The 15,721-nt window shown below is 45.7% G+C and carries 11 protein-coding genes; 3 read left to right on the top strand and 8 right to left on the bottom strand.

Translation table 11 applies throughout. The annotated features are described in order from the left end of the window. Window positions 1-115: 115 nt before the first annotated feature. The 5 genes from IY568_RS16530 to IY568_RS16510 all read right to left on the bottom strand — a co-directional run bounded on the left by IY568_RS16530 (window position 116) and on the right by IY568_RS16510 (window position 4,901). The gene (locus IY568_RS16530; protein WP_194868145.1) at window positions 116-1,150 is read right to left on the bottom strand and encodes a DUF4124 domain-containing protein; all 1,035 of its coding nucleotides are present in this window, start codon (window positions 1,148-1,150) and stop codon (window positions 116-118) included. A 74-nt stretch (window positions 1,151-1,224) separates the two neighbouring features. Beyond that, entirely contained in the window at window positions 1,225-1,989 is a 765-nt protein-coding gene (locus IY568_RS16525; protein WP_194868144.1) for a substrate-binding periplasmic protein, read from the bottom strand. A gap of 381 nt (window positions 1,990-2,370) precedes the next feature. After that, window positions 2,371-2,634, bottom strand: coding sequence for a hypothetical protein (locus IY568_RS16520; RefSeq protein WP_194868143.1), 264 nt, complete (start codon window positions 2,632-2,634; stop codon window positions 2,371-2,373). 7 nt (window positions 2,635-2,641) lie between these two features. After that, window positions 2,642-3,874 carry a tetratricopeptide repeat protein gene (locus IY568_RS16515; RefSeq protein WP_194868142.1) on the bottom strand — a complete coding sequence of 411 codons (1,233 nt, stop codon included), beginning with the start codon at window positions 3,872-3,874 and terminating at the stop codon, window positions 2,642-2,644. Window positions 3,875-4,652: 778 nt separating this feature from the next. Continuing rightward, window positions 4,653-4,901, bottom strand: coding sequence for a hypothetical protein (locus IY568_RS16510; RefSeq protein ID WP_194868141.1), 249 nt, complete (start codon window positions 4,899-4,901; stop codon window positions 4,653-4,655). 275 nt (window positions 4,902-5,176) lie between these two features. Here IY568_RS16510 and IY568_RS16505 point away from each other — a divergent pair, with 275 nt between their 5' ends. Both IY568_RS16505 and IY568_RS16500 read left to right on the top strand, forming a co-directional pair. After that, window positions 5,177-8,344: a DEAD/DEAH box helicase gene (locus tag IY568_RS16505; RefSeq protein ID WP_194868140.1), complete on the top strand. Its 3,168-nt coding sequence runs from the start codon at window positions 5,177-5,179 to the stop codon at window positions 8,342-8,344. Between the two features lie 130 nt (window positions 8,345-8,474). Continuing rightward, window positions 8,475-8,963, top strand: coding sequence for a PD-(D/E)XK nuclease superfamily protein (locus tag IY568_RS16500; protein WP_194868139.1), 489 nt, complete (start codon window positions 8,475-8,477; stop codon window positions 8,961-8,963). Between the two features lie 45 nt (window positions 8,964-9,008). Here the strand turns inward: IY568_RS16500 and IY568_RS16495 are convergent, their stop codons facing one another. The 3 genes from IY568_RS16495 to IY568_RS16485 form a co-directional block, all read right to left on the bottom strand. After that, window positions 9,009-11,978, bottom strand: coding sequence for a DEAD/DEAH box helicase family protein (locus IY568_RS16495; protein ID WP_194868138.1), 2,970 nt, complete (start codon window positions 11,976-11,978; stop codon window positions 9,009-9,011). After that, window positions 11,971-12,570 (bottom strand): class I SAM-dependent methyltransferase, encoded by a 600-nt coding sequence (locus tag IY568_RS16490; protein WP_194868137.1) that lies wholly within the window; start codon window positions 12,568-12,570, stop codon window positions 11,971-11,973. Before IY568_RS16490 ends, IY568_RS16495 begins: the two co-directional genes overlap by 8 nt. A gap of 620 nt (window positions 12,571-13,190) precedes the next feature. Then, the gene (locus IY568_RS16485; RefSeq protein ID WP_194868136.1) at window positions 13,191-15,143 is read right to left on the bottom strand and encodes a BNR-4 repeat-containing protein; all 1,953 of its coding nucleotides are present in this window, start codon (window positions 15,141-15,143) and stop codon (window positions 13,191-13,193) included. A 383-nt stretch (window positions 15,144-15,526) separates the two neighbouring features. Between IY568_RS16485 and IY568_RS16480 the strand changes: the two genes are divergently transcribed. Beyond that, the gene (locus IY568_RS16480; RefSeq protein ID WP_164517457.1) at window positions 15,527-15,697 is read left to right on the top strand and encodes a hypothetical protein; all 171 of its coding nucleotides are present in this window, start codon (window positions 15,527-15,529) and stop codon (window positions 15,695-15,697) included. Window positions 15,698-15,721 lie beyond the last annotated feature (24 nt).

Genomic DNA, 15,721 nt, shown 5'->3' with positions numbered 1-15,721 from the left:
AGCTACGAAGACATTTTGGATCAGGTCAGTGAAGCATGGAATGCGTTTATCTCATGTGCTGACAGGGTGAAATCACTATGCTTTAGAGACTGGATAAAAATGACCAGTTAATTAATCAAAATGGTATAAACTGGATCTGAGTCAACTCAAGCAGATCACATGGGTCTTCCTGCTCAAGACGCATATAATGTTTGAGCTGAGAGCGACCGCGCTGAGAACTCATCAGATAATAAACAAATGCCCAGCTACTTCTGTACATCACGCTCTGCGCTTTACCTTGCCATGAACCAGCAGCTTCAAACAGACTATTTGGATGCAGCAAGCCTCCCACCAAATAATCATTACGTACCCAGGCTCCATTAGGTTTTAACTGGCTAAGATTCATAGAAGTTTCGATATATTCAAAATATTCAGCAGTGCCTTCGTTAAACCAGCGAGGTGTGTTGCCAAGCACCGCCTGATTAATTGCATGAACCGCTTCATGAATGGCTGTGCGCATGGCTTGTGACTCACTACGAAATTCAACTACGGCAATATTATGGGCGGTTTTGTAAATCCCCTGATTTCCTGCCGCACTGGAGCCCAGAACATCCAACATTTTTTTATAAGCACGGCGATTATTGGCAATCACAATACGCAGCTTCACTTTGCGCATTGCTTCAAGGCCAATGATCCCCGTATAAGTACGAAAGACGGCGTTTAACCTGGCTTCCAGACGGTTGCGAAACGCCTTCCCGAGGACACCATAATCCAGTTCCAGGTCAAAATAGTCCAGTGCATGGTTCGATTTAAACTGGTATTCACTCGCCCCTTGTTGCGCAGGCCTGTCACTGAAGTGCGTAATACCCCGATCGTCCTGCCAGGTATAGATGCCATTAGCACTTTGTATTTTCACTTTACCCTGCGACGCGCTGTTACAACGATACTGTATTGGCGCACCATATATGTTGTGGTCCGCCTCCCGCTCAACGATCTGCTCTGATGCGGTGCTCGCGCTTTGTACTCTGGCCGTATTATGTTGCTCCTGCTCTAAGGCATCCGGTTCAATGAACCGTTCGAGCTCCAAACGCTCAACAACTATTTCCCGATTAAGATAAAGCGCCAGTAAAACGAGCGCTGAAAGTGCCAAGTTCGATTTCCAGTCTCTCATTGTCCGCCTCCTTGGCGACTGAAGTATCAAGATAGAAGGTTGATAGCGTAGCAGTTATGACTGCTAAATTCGTGTTATTGGTTTTTCTTCGTGGTCGCCCAGTGTTCTCTGATTTTCTGATAGCGACCAGTCTGAACCAGTTGTTTGAGGCTGGTATTAAACTCGTCTCTGAGCTGTTTGTCTGTAAACGCAACATAAAACCAGAGCGGATTATTCTCAAAGGGTAACAACACTTTCCCCCACTGATTATTAATGTGCACCGAAGATGACTGGTTGAGTTCAGACAAATGCCAGCGCAGTAAAGTATCATCAATCAGGATCACGTCACATTTGCCATTTAACCACTCAATCACTTGCTCCCGTTGCTTTGAATACTCAAGGTAATCCTCTTTGCCAGCCACAATCTCAGTGAGTTCAAGGTGTTCTGACGCATTTTGCCACGCGCAAATACTGTGCCTGGCAAGCTCCTGCATTGAAGTCAGAGTGAATCCTGGATCGCGGCTGTGAATAGCATAATTACTGTAAGAGATAAAAGGCACGGAATAATACAATCCAGGCTGGGCGCGAGACATTTCAACTGCAACATCTATGTCACCCTGTTCGAGTAAACGCTGCATCCGCTTAATGGATACAAATAACGTTTTATATTGCCAGCCCAGAGGCTCTGCTGCCTGTTTAAATAGCTCAACACTGATACCTGAGCCACTGCGTTCATCCACATAGGGTGGACGACTCAGGCCAAACCCTACCACTAACTCTGTAGAAAATGCAGTATGACTAACCAGCAACAGATATGAAATGATGGCTATACCAGTCAGAGACTTACAGCGCTCACGCATACAACAATCGAACCTTTTCGATAACTCAACCCAAATTTGAGTCTAGCATAAATTCACTCATCCCCCCTTCAAGCCAAATACTAAGATTATCAGGTACAGGGGCTAAGAATGACTCTACCACCAAGTTAACGCCAAAAATAACGCCTCCCGATGTCATCTCATTACCAGATACATCGACACCCCGAGCTCCGACACGGGAACCACTTGCAGACCGCTCAGCAGCTGAATATGAGGAGGTTGCCATACGCAGATGGTTATCAAAAGCGATGGGATGGGGTGTGCTGCTAATTAGGGAAAGCTGGCGAATAAACGGGGCAGTGAAGTTCTCTATGATTAGACAGTGCTCGCACTCAGGACCTTATCCATGCCAATCAAAAATAACTAAGACAGATTAATAGGATCTTCACGCCAATCGCAGTTACGTGCCTTATTCAAACAATGATTCGGTGCTTTTTGCACATGGCCTATGGTCAAGATACCCTCTTCATGAATTGTGAGTAGGGGATCGCCTGTTTCCAATGGCCGTTTTACACAAGGAGCACTATAAAACTCTGTAACCACCACATGCTCAAAAGGCTGCTCTGCCCAACGCTTTGGCTGTGGCTTAAACACATTGACCAGCGCTGTAATCAATGGAGAGAACATCAAACGGTTACTTCTGCCGCAGCCAGAATAAGCTTCCCTCTACACTCAGCCAGGCTTTTTTACCGCCCGCCTCAAGATAATAATCGACCTCTTCTTCACTACCGGGCGCGTAAGTATCAAAACAAGGCTTCGTCTTTTTCTGCCCGGTCGCTATCATCTGAAAATGGCTGTTACGATCCTTTAGGGCCTTTTTGGCTTCGCGGCTTTGAGAGGTATCTCCCTCTGTGGCATATAACATCAGAGCGTGTGCTGCCTGAGTAAATGTTGAGTACTCGCTAAACTGGCCCAAACAGTCTCTTAGCTGTGCCCAGTCCTGCATAACAATAAAACAATTCAGTAATAAATACCGGTTGCCCTGGTTATCATTGGGATTCAACTTAAGCAGATCCTGAAGCTCTTCAGCCGCTTTATCAGGATTGCCATAACACAGGTTCAAATGTGCGCGCTTAGCACGCAGCATCATATAGGGCCGTGTCTCATGCATTTTCCAGAAAACCCCCATGTTTTCTGTTCTATAATCAGGGGTGATCATGTTCTCTTCAAACCGCTTAACCAGACTGTCGAACTCCGCAATGGCATCCTCGTCGTCGCGATCTAAAACTTCTTCCAGCATATCGTTAAACACTTCGTGGGCTTGCTCAAGCATTTCTTCATCGGTAATACCATATTCACCCAACACTTCCACCATATCATCCGCAAAACGCATGGCGTAAGCGGTATTGGCAACATACGTTGGGATCATACGGCGTTGCTTTAACAGCACTTTGGTAAAATCCCCGCTGTCGTCATCAAATTCTCGTCGAGCCTGCTCATAGCTGGTAAAACCACGTAGAATTTCTTTCAGCCATTGTAACTGCTGACGCTGCTCGGCATTAATATGCTCGGTATTTATCCAGGTAAGCGCACGCAACATGCCCATGCAATACAGTGGCAAGGGTTTGCTGTCGCCCAGACTATTCTCGGGATCCGTTTTAGATACTACGCATTGCTTAGGTAAGGTATTTTCATCTCGCGCTATTCTGCGAAAGCACAGGGTATGAAAATCCATCACGGCTTCTAATTGCTCAGCGTGCTCAAGCGTGTAGTGACCAAATAAGTGCTCAAGCCATTCACTTGGCAAAGGGGGCTGCAACGCAACACCCAGCCCCATTAAATATCCTTCAATGTAAAGAATATCTGGCTGGAGCTCACTATTTGCCGAAAAGGCTTTTACAGCTTTTTTAATCAACTGAATAGACATAGAAAATTGTTTTTGCATGAGTTTAGTGTGTTATACCGCCCAGCAGCGCGAAGGTAAAGGCATTAACCATTAAATAACAGCTGTTATACAAAAAAACCGGTTGTTCGCTCATTAAGTATGCACTTATACAGCGTTAAAGATGGCTAGCCTTGTATAACCACGACAAAGTACGACATAAAAAAAGCAATGCCACACAGGGAGCCTGGCATTGCTATAAAGGCCATCTGAATATCCAGATGGTTCACATGAGACCGGAATCAACAAACACCCGATTTGTCAAAAATACCTATGGCGTAGATCGCATAAGCGGTGAGCATACACGCTCAGCTTTGTGTAACTCACAACCACAAAGACATCGCTGTCATTCAGCCAAAAATAATTGCGTAGTAATCCCGTATTCGCAAAACCAGACCTGTAATCTGCTTATCCTCAGTACATTAAATTGGGTACCACGCCGTTGGCAGGCACTACAGTCGCACATCATCCACAGCAAAAGCAATTACAGACGATTACAATGTAATCACATTAAAGGTACAAGCAAAAGCCTGACAGCATTAGATTTTGGTCGTATAGGCACACTATTCATGTCAGCCAGGCGACCTGTATTCGAAACGAGTTGCAATACTCGATACATCTGAGTGAGGGATTTATAAGACATACCTCCCAGAACAGGGAAGGTAAAGAGCAGAATAAAAAAAGGCCGCATACGCAGCCAAAAGCTCAATTTAGAATAATCACTTAAATCCAGTCAGCGGATAATGCCGCCAACAGGCTGTTATTAATTATCTGTGCAAGTAACCGTTTCAATTAGCCCATAACAGCGGTTTTTTGAGCCACTGTCTTTTTGAACCCACTTAGTGCCGCCGACATAGCGAGCAAAAGTCGACTCGTCTTCACCACACTTAGTGGTAAAACGAACCGCATCATCAAACCCTTTGATATGGCAATAACCATACGCATTGTAAGCAGTCGCCCATACATCCAGCTTTACTGAGCTGTTGGCATAAACACCCGCGTTATGTAACACCACTTCTCTGGCCGCAGAAGGTAACGCACACGTGCTAAGTGCAACAGCAATAATCAGCTTTTTCTTTTCTTAATCCTTTCGCTTATTTTTAGAGTTTCATTGACGGGTAATTTGCTACCCAGCCTGATGATAAAATGTACTGATTGATTTTTTGCTTCATAATTGTGAATAAGAGGCTACCGAAATTGGGTGGGCTGTATTCAATGCTTTAATGATCTTCACAAAGGATTTAAACTAAAGACGTTTCAAGCACATAAAAACAATAAGGATAGCCCGTGCAGCAGTTTGGCATCTATGAACAACTAATCACACAGGTAGTAGAGCAACAACTTGATCGAGAACGATTTTATGTTGGCGAACGTCAGCTAGAAAGTGATGAAGCAGCCATTTGGCTATCACGTTTTATGTCAAAGCTCATGCAACTTGCAATCGACAGCATACCAGCAGGTGAAAAAAACCGTTTGGAACAGCAGATCCAGCTCGCTAACAAGTTTGTTTTTTGGCTTAAAGATCAGCTAAGTGAAGCACAGAGCATCGAAGAGAACTTAGTTAATACACAAGGTAAAATACTCACAGCCTTGTTCGATAAACGTAACCCTTTAGCAGCTGACCTGGCACAATATAGTGATACCATCTTTCCTCAAACCGGGCTTACTCAAAGCGAGTTGTTCTCTGGTGCTAATGCGGGCTTGTCTTTGGAGAGCGAGCTAAAGCGAGAAATACAGTCCTCAGATACAATATACTGGTTAGTTTCGTTTATCCGTTGGACAGGGATCCGTATATTCAAAGAGGTGCTGCGCGAATTTACTCAAAGTGGTAAAAAGCTAAAGGTCATTACCACCTCATACATGGGGGCTACAGATCAACGCGCCATTGACTTTTTGGCAGGTTTACCAAACACCGAAGTCAAAATCAGCTATAACACACGCAATGAAAGGCTCCATGCCAAGTCTTATTTATTCATGCGTAACAACGGGTTTCATACAGGCTATATCGGCTCTTCCAACCTCTCATACTCCGCACTATCAAACGGGCTTGAGTGGAACTTAAAGATCACGAGTCAGGAAATCCCTCATATAATCAAAAAGTCGCTCAGTACGTTCGAAACCTACTGGGAATCAGATGAATTTGAGTTATACACCGGTCAGGAAACCTGTAAGCAGAAACTCAAAGCAGCTTTATCAAACGATAAAGATCAGGTCTCAGATGTCAGCCACTATTATTTTGACTTAGCCCCTAAACCTCATCAACGCACCATACTTGATAAACTCAGTGCTGAACGAACACTCCACAATCGCACTAAAAACCTGGTAGTCGCTGCAACCGGTACAGGTAAAACACTTATTTCCGCTTTCGACTTCCAGCAATTTATCAAAGACAAGCCAGATGCCAAATTGCTATTTGTTGCACATCGAGAAGAAATATTAAAACAAGCCAGAAGCGCTTTTAGAGCCGTTTTAAAGGACAACCAATTTGGAGAACTTTGGGTTGGTAACCATAAGCCAGAGCATTATCGTCAGCTCTTTGCATCAGTGCAAACACTCAACAACCAGCTTGACTCCCTAAACCTAACAGCCGATTACTTTGACTACGTGGTAATAGACGAAGTACACCATATAGCAGCGCGTAGTTATCGAGATATTTTAGAGCTCTTTACTCCTCAAATACTACTGGGCCTGACAGCCACACCTGAAAGGCAGGATGGCGGAAATATCCTAAACGACTTTGATGGGGTCATTGCGGCAGAATTACGATTGCCAGAAGCGATCAACCAAAGGCACTTATGTCCATTCCATTACTTTGCTATTGATGATGAGACTGACTTACGGACTATTCCATGGAAACAAGGACGCTACGATATAGCCGCGCTTACACAGCTATACACGCATAACGACCAAAGAGCGCGAAAAATTATCGCCAGTATGCAGGATATTCTCGTCAACGTGCATCACATCAAAGCGCTGGCGTTCTGTGTCAGTAAAGCGCATGCCAATTTCATGGCAAAGCAATTCAATTTAAATGGCATCAGCGCAAATGTGTTAACCAGCGATAACACCCAAGAAAGACACAAAATGCAAGCGGCCCTACGCAGCGGCGACATCAATATTTTGTGTGTGGTAGACATTTTCAACGAGGGTGTCGATATTCCAGAAATTGATACATTGCTGTTCTTACGTCCAACCGAAAGCCTGACATTGTTCTTACAACAACTAGGTCGGGGCCTGCGGCTTAGCAATGATGAAAAAGAGTGCTGTACCGTGCTCGATTTTGTCGGCAATGCCAGGCCAGAATACGATTTCGCCACCAAATTCAGGGGCCTGATTGGCAAAACAAATACCGCCATCGGCAATGAAATTAAAGACGGTTTTCCACATTTGCCGCTGGGTTGTCGCATTGAGCTGCAAAAACAAAGCAAAGAAGTTATTCTCAATAATATTCGTAAAGCGGAGAATAACTTAAACAGGTTAAGAGCCCTAATTAACCGCTTTGCGCAGGATACCAACCTGCCTTTAACCCTGGCCAATTTTCTACAGGTTAATCCCAGTGTCACGCTTGAGGATACCTATAAGGCCACACAATCTGGCATAAGCCGATGGCACATTCTGACTCAACCTCAACTGGTTGAGCGTGAACTATTACTCATTAAAGCTTATAACCGTGCAATCAATACGCAACTGCTGGTGTGTAACTCACTTACCTATCTGAGCTTTCTGCATGCTTTGTGCGACAACCAGTTCGATGTATCACAAGTCAAACAGTTTGATAGCAAAACAAAAGATGCTTTGGCTATGATGACGTTTTACAACTTTTGGGAAGCACCACAAAATCAGGCAAACTCGAAATCCGTAGCCGCGAGCCTTAGAGCATTAAACCATCCCGTTCTAACTGCTGAGCTAAAAGATGTATTATCTATTTTGATCAATCGTGTCGAACACTTAGAACAACCACTGACATCTTTGCCTAACAAAGCACTACAGCTACATAGCCGATACACTCGAGAACAGATCTTCGCGGCCATGGGAGAGCACACCTTTGCAAAACGCTCATCATCACGCGAAGGCGTGAAAGAATTCAAGTCTCTGAATATTGAGATTTTGTTTGTTACTCTAAATAAATGCGAAAAAGTTTACTCACCCACAACTTTATACAATGATTACGCCATCAGCCCTACCCTTTTCCACTGGCAAAGCCAGAACACAGCCCGCCCGGAACGCGGAAAGGGGCTGAGTTATATCCAGCATAAAAAAACAGGAAAACGATTATTTTTGTTTGTTCGCGAACAAAACAAAGACGAAAACGGCAGAACCATGGGGTTTGTCAATTTTGGCGAGGTGAGCTACGTTCAGCACCAAGGCAGCCAACCTATGGATATCACCTGGAAATTACACCACCCCATGCTGAATGATATATGGCATGAGGCGGGAAAATTAGCGGTGGGGTAAATTGAAAGTTCAAAGTTTCTGGTCACAATATGGTTCCATATCAAAGAGTTTTGCTTATTTTTTGACATCTGACAGGTAATTGAAGTACAAAAATAACTCTGTATATGAATTTTCTAAAAAGGATATGATTATGGAATCTCAAATGCCTCTTTTTGAAGAGTTCTCAACTACAGTTAGGGAATCTGCGACTCCCCAAGAGTCTAACCGAAGGTTTTGCAAAGAGCTGGAAACGGCATTAATTGGCTTGGGTTTCTCACTTAGCCCAGATGAAAGCCTTCAACCCAATTCTTTTTGTACGCGACAAACTTACAAAGACATGTATGGTGCTGATCGCCAAAGCTCATTTTTAATAAACTCAACAAAATACGGGCTAGTTAGAGTAGAAGCACACAGGCAAGAAAAATCAGGCTCGGTAGACCAAAAGTTTCCTTTCTTCTTTCAGTCAATGCTTGGTACGCCAGAAAAGTATCTGGTAATCGTCTTTGACGGAGACGGTTATAAAAAAGAAGCATACACTTGGCTTACAAGCAAAGCAGAATCAGTTGAGGACAAGGTCTTTAAAGTGTTCAGAACACTAGATCACTTTCTAGAATGGATAACAAATGCCGAAAGAAATTAGATTATAGTAACACGACCAGCAATGCTTAGCTGTTAAGCGATTAAATCACCTCAACCGCGCAAACGTCACTAAACTATCGTCCGCGATTATGGTTGTGTAATCCGGATTGCGAGCGACCAGCAGGTATCTGGCTTCGCCCTCTTCGTTGTATTCTTTTTGCACGTCGCGTAGTAAAAACTGGGCGTCGCCCGATTCGTCAAATCGTTCAATGGCGATAGTGGTGCCTGTGATTGAACCGGCGTTGTCGCTGCTGATGCGCTCCAGTACCAATAAATCGCCATCCAGAATGGGGTTTTTGCCGCCATTCATTGAGTTACCGCTGGCATGGGCCAGAAAGTGCTTGTCCGGATCTACCCTGCCAGCACGGTCAGGTGCCGGGCGCCATGTCATGTCGCTGTCGTCGCCAGTTTTAAAGTGACCGCAGGCAATTTTTAGATTGGGGAAATACGGCAACTGAACCACACTGGTGCTCTCGGGTTCACTTTGCTGTTCTGGCCTATCTGGCTCTTTTTCGCCAGAGACTTTATCCGGTTCAGGGGTGGCTGCTTGCAGCTCTGAAATACGCTTGTTTTCAATACGCTGAGTGTATTCAGCCAGTCTGAGTTCAATAAGCTCTGAAACGCAGTCTGCCAGCTTGTCGATATCCTGGTCCGGGAGCTGGCCAATATTCACTTGAGCAACCAGCCGGGCTGTTTTCAGATCTTCACCGTTTTTTTCGACCTTAAACCAGGTTGTGCCTTGCTTGGCTTTTTTAAATCCTGTGTAGGCTTCAATGGGGTTGCCCAGCCAATAACTGAACCAGGCATGGCTGTCTGGTGCCAGTGCTCGTTTAGATTCAGGCAGGTCATGTGCTTTAAGGTGCGGGTAGCGTGCTAAAATTGCCGCACTGACATTAGCCAATTCAGCTAGGGTTGGTGCGACCCTGAAGCCATCGAGCTGTATAAAAGCTTGCAGTAAAATGGCCTTAAAACACTTAGTCATACTGGTTTGCTGTACAGCATTAAGCAGAAAATCAGCACGAGGCGCTAACCAGTCACCGCCGATTTGGTCACCGATATCGGCCAGCATCGAAAACCAGCTACCGTGTTGTTTATTTACTTTTTTCAGGTCGCCGTGGTGACGATAAAACTCGCTTGCACTCGGGCTATGACCAAGCAACTGGGCCAGATGCTCATAATCTTCCAGTGCTGTGGTGCGTTGTATTTTGGCCAGTTGCTGCCAAAAGTCAGTGATCTCCAGGTCAAAATTAATGAAACACCCATCGGGCAATTTCGGCTCTCTCAGTGCTTGCGTGACCCCTTTTGCGCCTTGCGCATCAAGCAGCGCCGCCGGTTTGTTCAAAAAACTATGGTGGTTGCCAATAAAATCCAGCACGGTGAGGTGGGTTTTGCCTTCACAGGTACGTAATCCCCGGCCAAGCTGCTGTAAAAACAGAATCTTGGAATCGCTGGGCCGCAGCATCAATACCGTATCAATGCTGGGTAAGTCGGTGCCTTCGTTAAATAAATCAACGGAGAATAAAATCTCAATCTGCCCTTGCTCAAGCTGCTTTAGCGCATCATTACGGCGTACCTCAGAGTCGCTGTGTACGGCCAGCGCCTTTACACCAGCATCATTAAAGTACCCGGCCATATGCTCGGCATGGCGCTTAGAAATGCAAAATGCCAGCGTGCGTTGCTGCTTACGCGCTTGCCATTCTTTTAATGCATGTGCCGCTCGTTTACTGGTGCCAAACTGATTTTCCAGTGCATCCGGGTCGAACCGGCCATTGCGCCAGGGAATTGCGGTGTAATCAACGTCCTGATCCCAAATGCCATAATACTGAAATGGTACCAGTGTGCCGTTATCGATCCCCTGAGTGAGGTTGCGTTCAAACACCAGGTTGTTGTCGCACAGTCCAAGTATATCGGCCTGATCGGTACGCTCCGGCGTGGCGGTTAAACCCAGCAAGAACTGTGGGGTAAAGTAGTTGAGTAATGCGCGGTAGACCCGGGCACTGGCGTGGTGAAATTCATCCACCACGATATAGTCAAAATGTTCCGGCGCAAAGCTCTGCAAATGGCGCGCTTGCCCTAACGTCTGGACCGATGCAAAAAGGCAATCGGCGTCCGAGTCTTTCTGTTTACCCGTGTATAGCCCGGTTTTGCATTGCAATAATCGCGCGAAGGTGCGCTGGGCCTGAGTCAGGATCTCCTCGCGATGAGCCACAAACAAAATACGTTTTGCATGCATTTGTTGCGCATCAAATACCGAAAGCCAGGTTTTACCCATTCCGGTTGCCAGCACCACAAGCCCCCGCCTGAAGCCCTGACGACGTGTGTCTGCCAGCGCATCCAATGCCAACTGTTGATCAGCACGAGGGGTAGCAGGCTCTGCATCACTGGCGTCTTCCGCTTCTCCTGCCACCATAAACTGCGGCGCTTTTCGTCTATGTATATAGCTATCAATCCAGCTATGGCTGAGTGTTTTGACGTTGCAATGAGAAAACAGCTCAGCAAAAGACTGGCGAATATGGTTGAATTCGCTGGCACCTTTGCTGCCTGGCGGATGGGTATAATCGTGGCGAAAACACCATTCAAGTCCAGTAGTTAGAGCACTTTTACTGATATTGTTTGAACCGATAAAAGCGCAACCCGCTGCAACCTCTGCACTGTTTTCCTGTGTTTTGACAAAAATATACGACTTCATATGAAAGCTCTGGCTTTTATCGCTTTCATAGATGCGAATATCAGCGCCGCGCTCAACCAGGGTCACTAGCTCCCGTAATGCCACTGGACTGGTAATGTCCAGATAATCAGAAGTGAGCAGTTTTAATTGCGCGCCACTGCGTAGTGCCTCAAGCAGAGGGTCGAACAACAACGCCAGTCCGCTTGGTTGAATAAAAGATACAGTGATTTCTATTTCGTCGGCATGGTTAATGGCATGCACAAGCTTTGGCAATAAGGGGTCAGAGCCACCCGTCGTCAGCTGACGTGCGCTATTTTGCAATACGGTACTCTGACTAGAACTATTCACCACTCACCCTTTCCAACAAAGCATTAAGCCAGCGTTCGTGTTCGCGGCCGGGGCGTTGGTCGCCGGTTTGCCAGGTTTTGCAGGCTTTCAGGCCGGTGTGTTGTGCAAGCAAAGTGTTCAGGCTTTGCTCTGTGAGATCGGTGAATGCGCGGCCACCTGTGGTGCGTTCGCCTTCGCCGTATTTAAACGAGATATAGATGATGCCTTCTGATTTGAGCGCTTTTTGCAGGCGCTGAAAAACCGCCGGGAGCTCTGCCATGGGGACATGTAACAGGCTTGCGCAGCACCATATGGCGTCATAAGTGTTGAGGTCTCTGAGTTCGTCGAAACTGAAGCAGCCTACGGGTTGTTCCAGATGGAAGCTGGCGATGTTGGCAAGCTCGGCGCAGGCATCGAAGGCTTCGACCCGGTAGCCGAGGTTTTTAAACGCCAGTGCATCGCGGCCTGAGCCGCAGCCGGCATCGAGGATTTTTCCGCCCTTTGGTATGAGAGGTAAAAATTCGTCGTACAGTGGCTGCATATTTACCGCGAACGTTTCTTCGGCAAAACTGACTGCGTTGCGGCTGTAGTATTCTAATGTAGAGTCAGACATCACTCACCCGTTTACTCTGTGGTGTAGCTGGTAAGGAGATGATGCAGTGGGACAGGTAATGGAATTCGGGGGATTCCCGGCTCGTTGCCTGTTGTTCGGCGGTTACAACTTCCTTTGCGCGACACTTTAAAACTATTCTTGTTAACTGTTCTTTTTGGCTATTCTTGTTAGCGGTCTGGTGCTACTTTGATACCGGAACCGTAGTCCGATATTTGGTGCAGACACAAGAATAATCTACAACACTTTTGTCTGATTGAGTAGCTTTTTATCCGCCGTTATTAGCGATTTTAATACAAGTGTTCAAATTTTGGTTACAAATTGGATAATGAGTCCAGTTTGTTTTTCTCAAGGCAGTTTTACCCTGATTTTGAAAAAACCTTTCAAAGTAACTCATGGCGATTTTTATTGCTATTACAGGGTATTACACACTGAGATTGGCGCTTTCTTCAATGTGAATAGCGCAAGCTATTGGTGTCGTCGGTGGGTGGTTTCCGGCTCGTTAGCCAGGATGACACTACAAGCTATTTGGGCAGGGTGAGATGGAACTCGTTGAAAAGGTGACAAGATCAGGCCGTGCCCGACTCTGGCGTATTTACCAGAGTCGGTGTTGTGATGTTTACTTACATAACATTATTTGCCGTTGTACAGCGGTTAAACACATAGGCCGTTGGGCAGGCCATTTTCTTGCTTGTACCAAAGTTGCCTGTCAACTGAACTTGCTGACCGTAGCGACCAGAGAGCACCAGATCAACACGCGAATTACTGGCGCTTTGTGCCCAGAAGTAAACAGGCTCTTGACCCGTTACAGATTTAGCGTCGTGTACCTTACGAATATAGTTTACATCGTTCGGATCACGGTAGTGTTGTGCGCCCATATAGCTCCACACTTTCACGTCACCCGCTGTTTTCAGATTGCTGTTATACAGGTGCACTTTACCACCGGCCAGCTTGTCACCGCTGGACATTGGGAAAGCAAGCTCGCTGTAACCGCTTTGGCCATGAGAGATCACCGTACCAGATGAATAAGCGTGATCAGCCCAGCAATCAGCTGAGTTGTAACAGCCAACATAATCTTTGTTGCCATTCTGATCGATTACCAATGCGCGGATCATACGACGAGACTCAGCAGATGTTTTTGGTACAAATCCGTGAATACCATCGGCCTCTGTGACCAGCACTTTCAAAGAGGTCAGGTAACCACCATACCCATTCGTGGTAATGTCCAGATCTTTAACGTAAATACGCTTTTTAATGGTTGTGCTTTCGGGATCGTAGCCACTCACGATATCAACACTGGTATCTGGTTGATACAATAAGGCTTCGTTGAGCTTATTCAGGGTATTAATGTATTGCCCACGACTTGTGTCAATCAGTGTCCTGTGTTTGGCATTTTTCCAGGTTTTACCGCCATCTCTGGAATACATAAAGTACAGGTTAGTACGGTTGTCGTTAGGAACATGTCGGTTTTGTTTTATGCCATTTTTACCAAGCGCGAGACATTCACTTCGTGCACCAGTTTTCAATGTGCAGCTGTCTGGCATATGCACATTAAAGGCCATAGCCAATACGCCATTGCGCTCAGTACTTACTGAATAGTGACCAAAGCTCAGTTTATCATCCAGTGCAACCAGCTTTTTACTTGTCAAAGCCGTCAGGCCACCCGACTGTGGCAGATATTCCGTCATATAAAGCTGGCGACGCGCAGTTTGCTTGTACTCATTGGTCATCTCAGTAGGTGCCTGGATATAACGGGTATTCAGCAGTACAAACTTATTATTAACCCACCATGCCTGCGGATAGGTAAAGCCCAGGTTGTAGCAACTCTTAGTGCTGTCAGTACAGTTATGATCTCTGTCCAGTGTCAGGCCGCGTTCGTTCTTTGCATCGACCAGTTTGAATGAGCCTAAGTTTGCAAAAAAATTATCATGTTTATTGGATGAGCGGTAAATAAGGCCGCCACGGGTTGAGTTACGCCCGGAGATAAACACATAAACATAGCCCTGGCTGTCAACATTCAGGACTGCAGTATCATGAAAATCACTGGTGTCTTTAACATGCACGATCACAGGCTCTTTGATCATGCCCGTTTTGTGGTTGTAGGCACCCACTGCGTACACCAAACGTTCATACCCTTTATTTGGCGCAGGCGCATTCAAGGCACAGTCTGAGTGAGCACCATTGATGATGTAATAAGTCCAGTCGCCGCTCTGAACGGCCATCGGTGCCGCTTTGGCTGAGCCTGTCGATGCTGGGCCGGAATACTTAGGCACATTTTGTCCGCCCACATAGAACAGCTGATTGTCCAGACTATAGTAACTGCCGCGCAGCAAACGTTCATTCAGGGTGGTATTCAGGTGGTGATACGGCGAGACTTTGTTTTTGATATATGTGTCGTAGTTATAGTCAGAGTCATCTGAATAGCTCGGGCCTGAGTCATTGAAACTACACTTGCCATGATTGTTGAAGTTAAACGGATCAGCATATCCTTTGGTCGGGTCAAGCGCTGCGTGTACACTAAGCACAGGTGAAAGTAATAACCCTGCTATCAGGGCTTTTGTTGCTTTTGTCTTCATTGTTATTCCTTTTTTATTATGATTTGTACCTAAACAGCACAAATTCACGGCCATTAAACAAGAGTAAAGACGTAATAACAAGGCCATAATCAAATAAAAATTAACAATAAATCATTAAATAACACCCAAAAAGAAAAGTTCATCACTCAAAATATAACCACATTACATTTTCGGTATGTAATAGCTGACTAAAGAGTCCATCACAGCGCGTCTGAGGGAGCCAAACTACACCTAACTTGCCTTGTTCTTTAGCAGTCTTTCTTTGTAAAAACACTCCCCAGATGGGGGGAGGAAGGCGTACTCATTTTTGCAACAAAACCATTTACATGCGGCTCCGAAAATGTAACAGTGATCCCCGGTGACATAACAAAACGGAGACCATTATGAAACTTAATCTAAAAACAAAAAAGATGAAGAATCTGTCAGGTAATCAAGCAATACAGGCACAGTTAACACCGCGCGTGCAAGGGGGAGCAGCAGGCGCATTCCAACCAAATAGCAAGCCACATGCAACAGGCTCAAATATTACAACATGTGATCCAAATTGGTGGTAAACAAAGGCGCACGTTGGTCTATAT

The sequence above is a fragment of the Pseudoalteromonas sp. PPB1 genome, from assembly GCF_015356275.1.
GTDB lineage: Bacteria > Pseudomonadota > Gammaproteobacteria > Enterobacterales > Alteromonadaceae > Pseudoalteromonas > Pseudoalteromonas rubra_D.
This window is presented reverse-complemented; position numbering and strand designations above follow the sequence as displayed.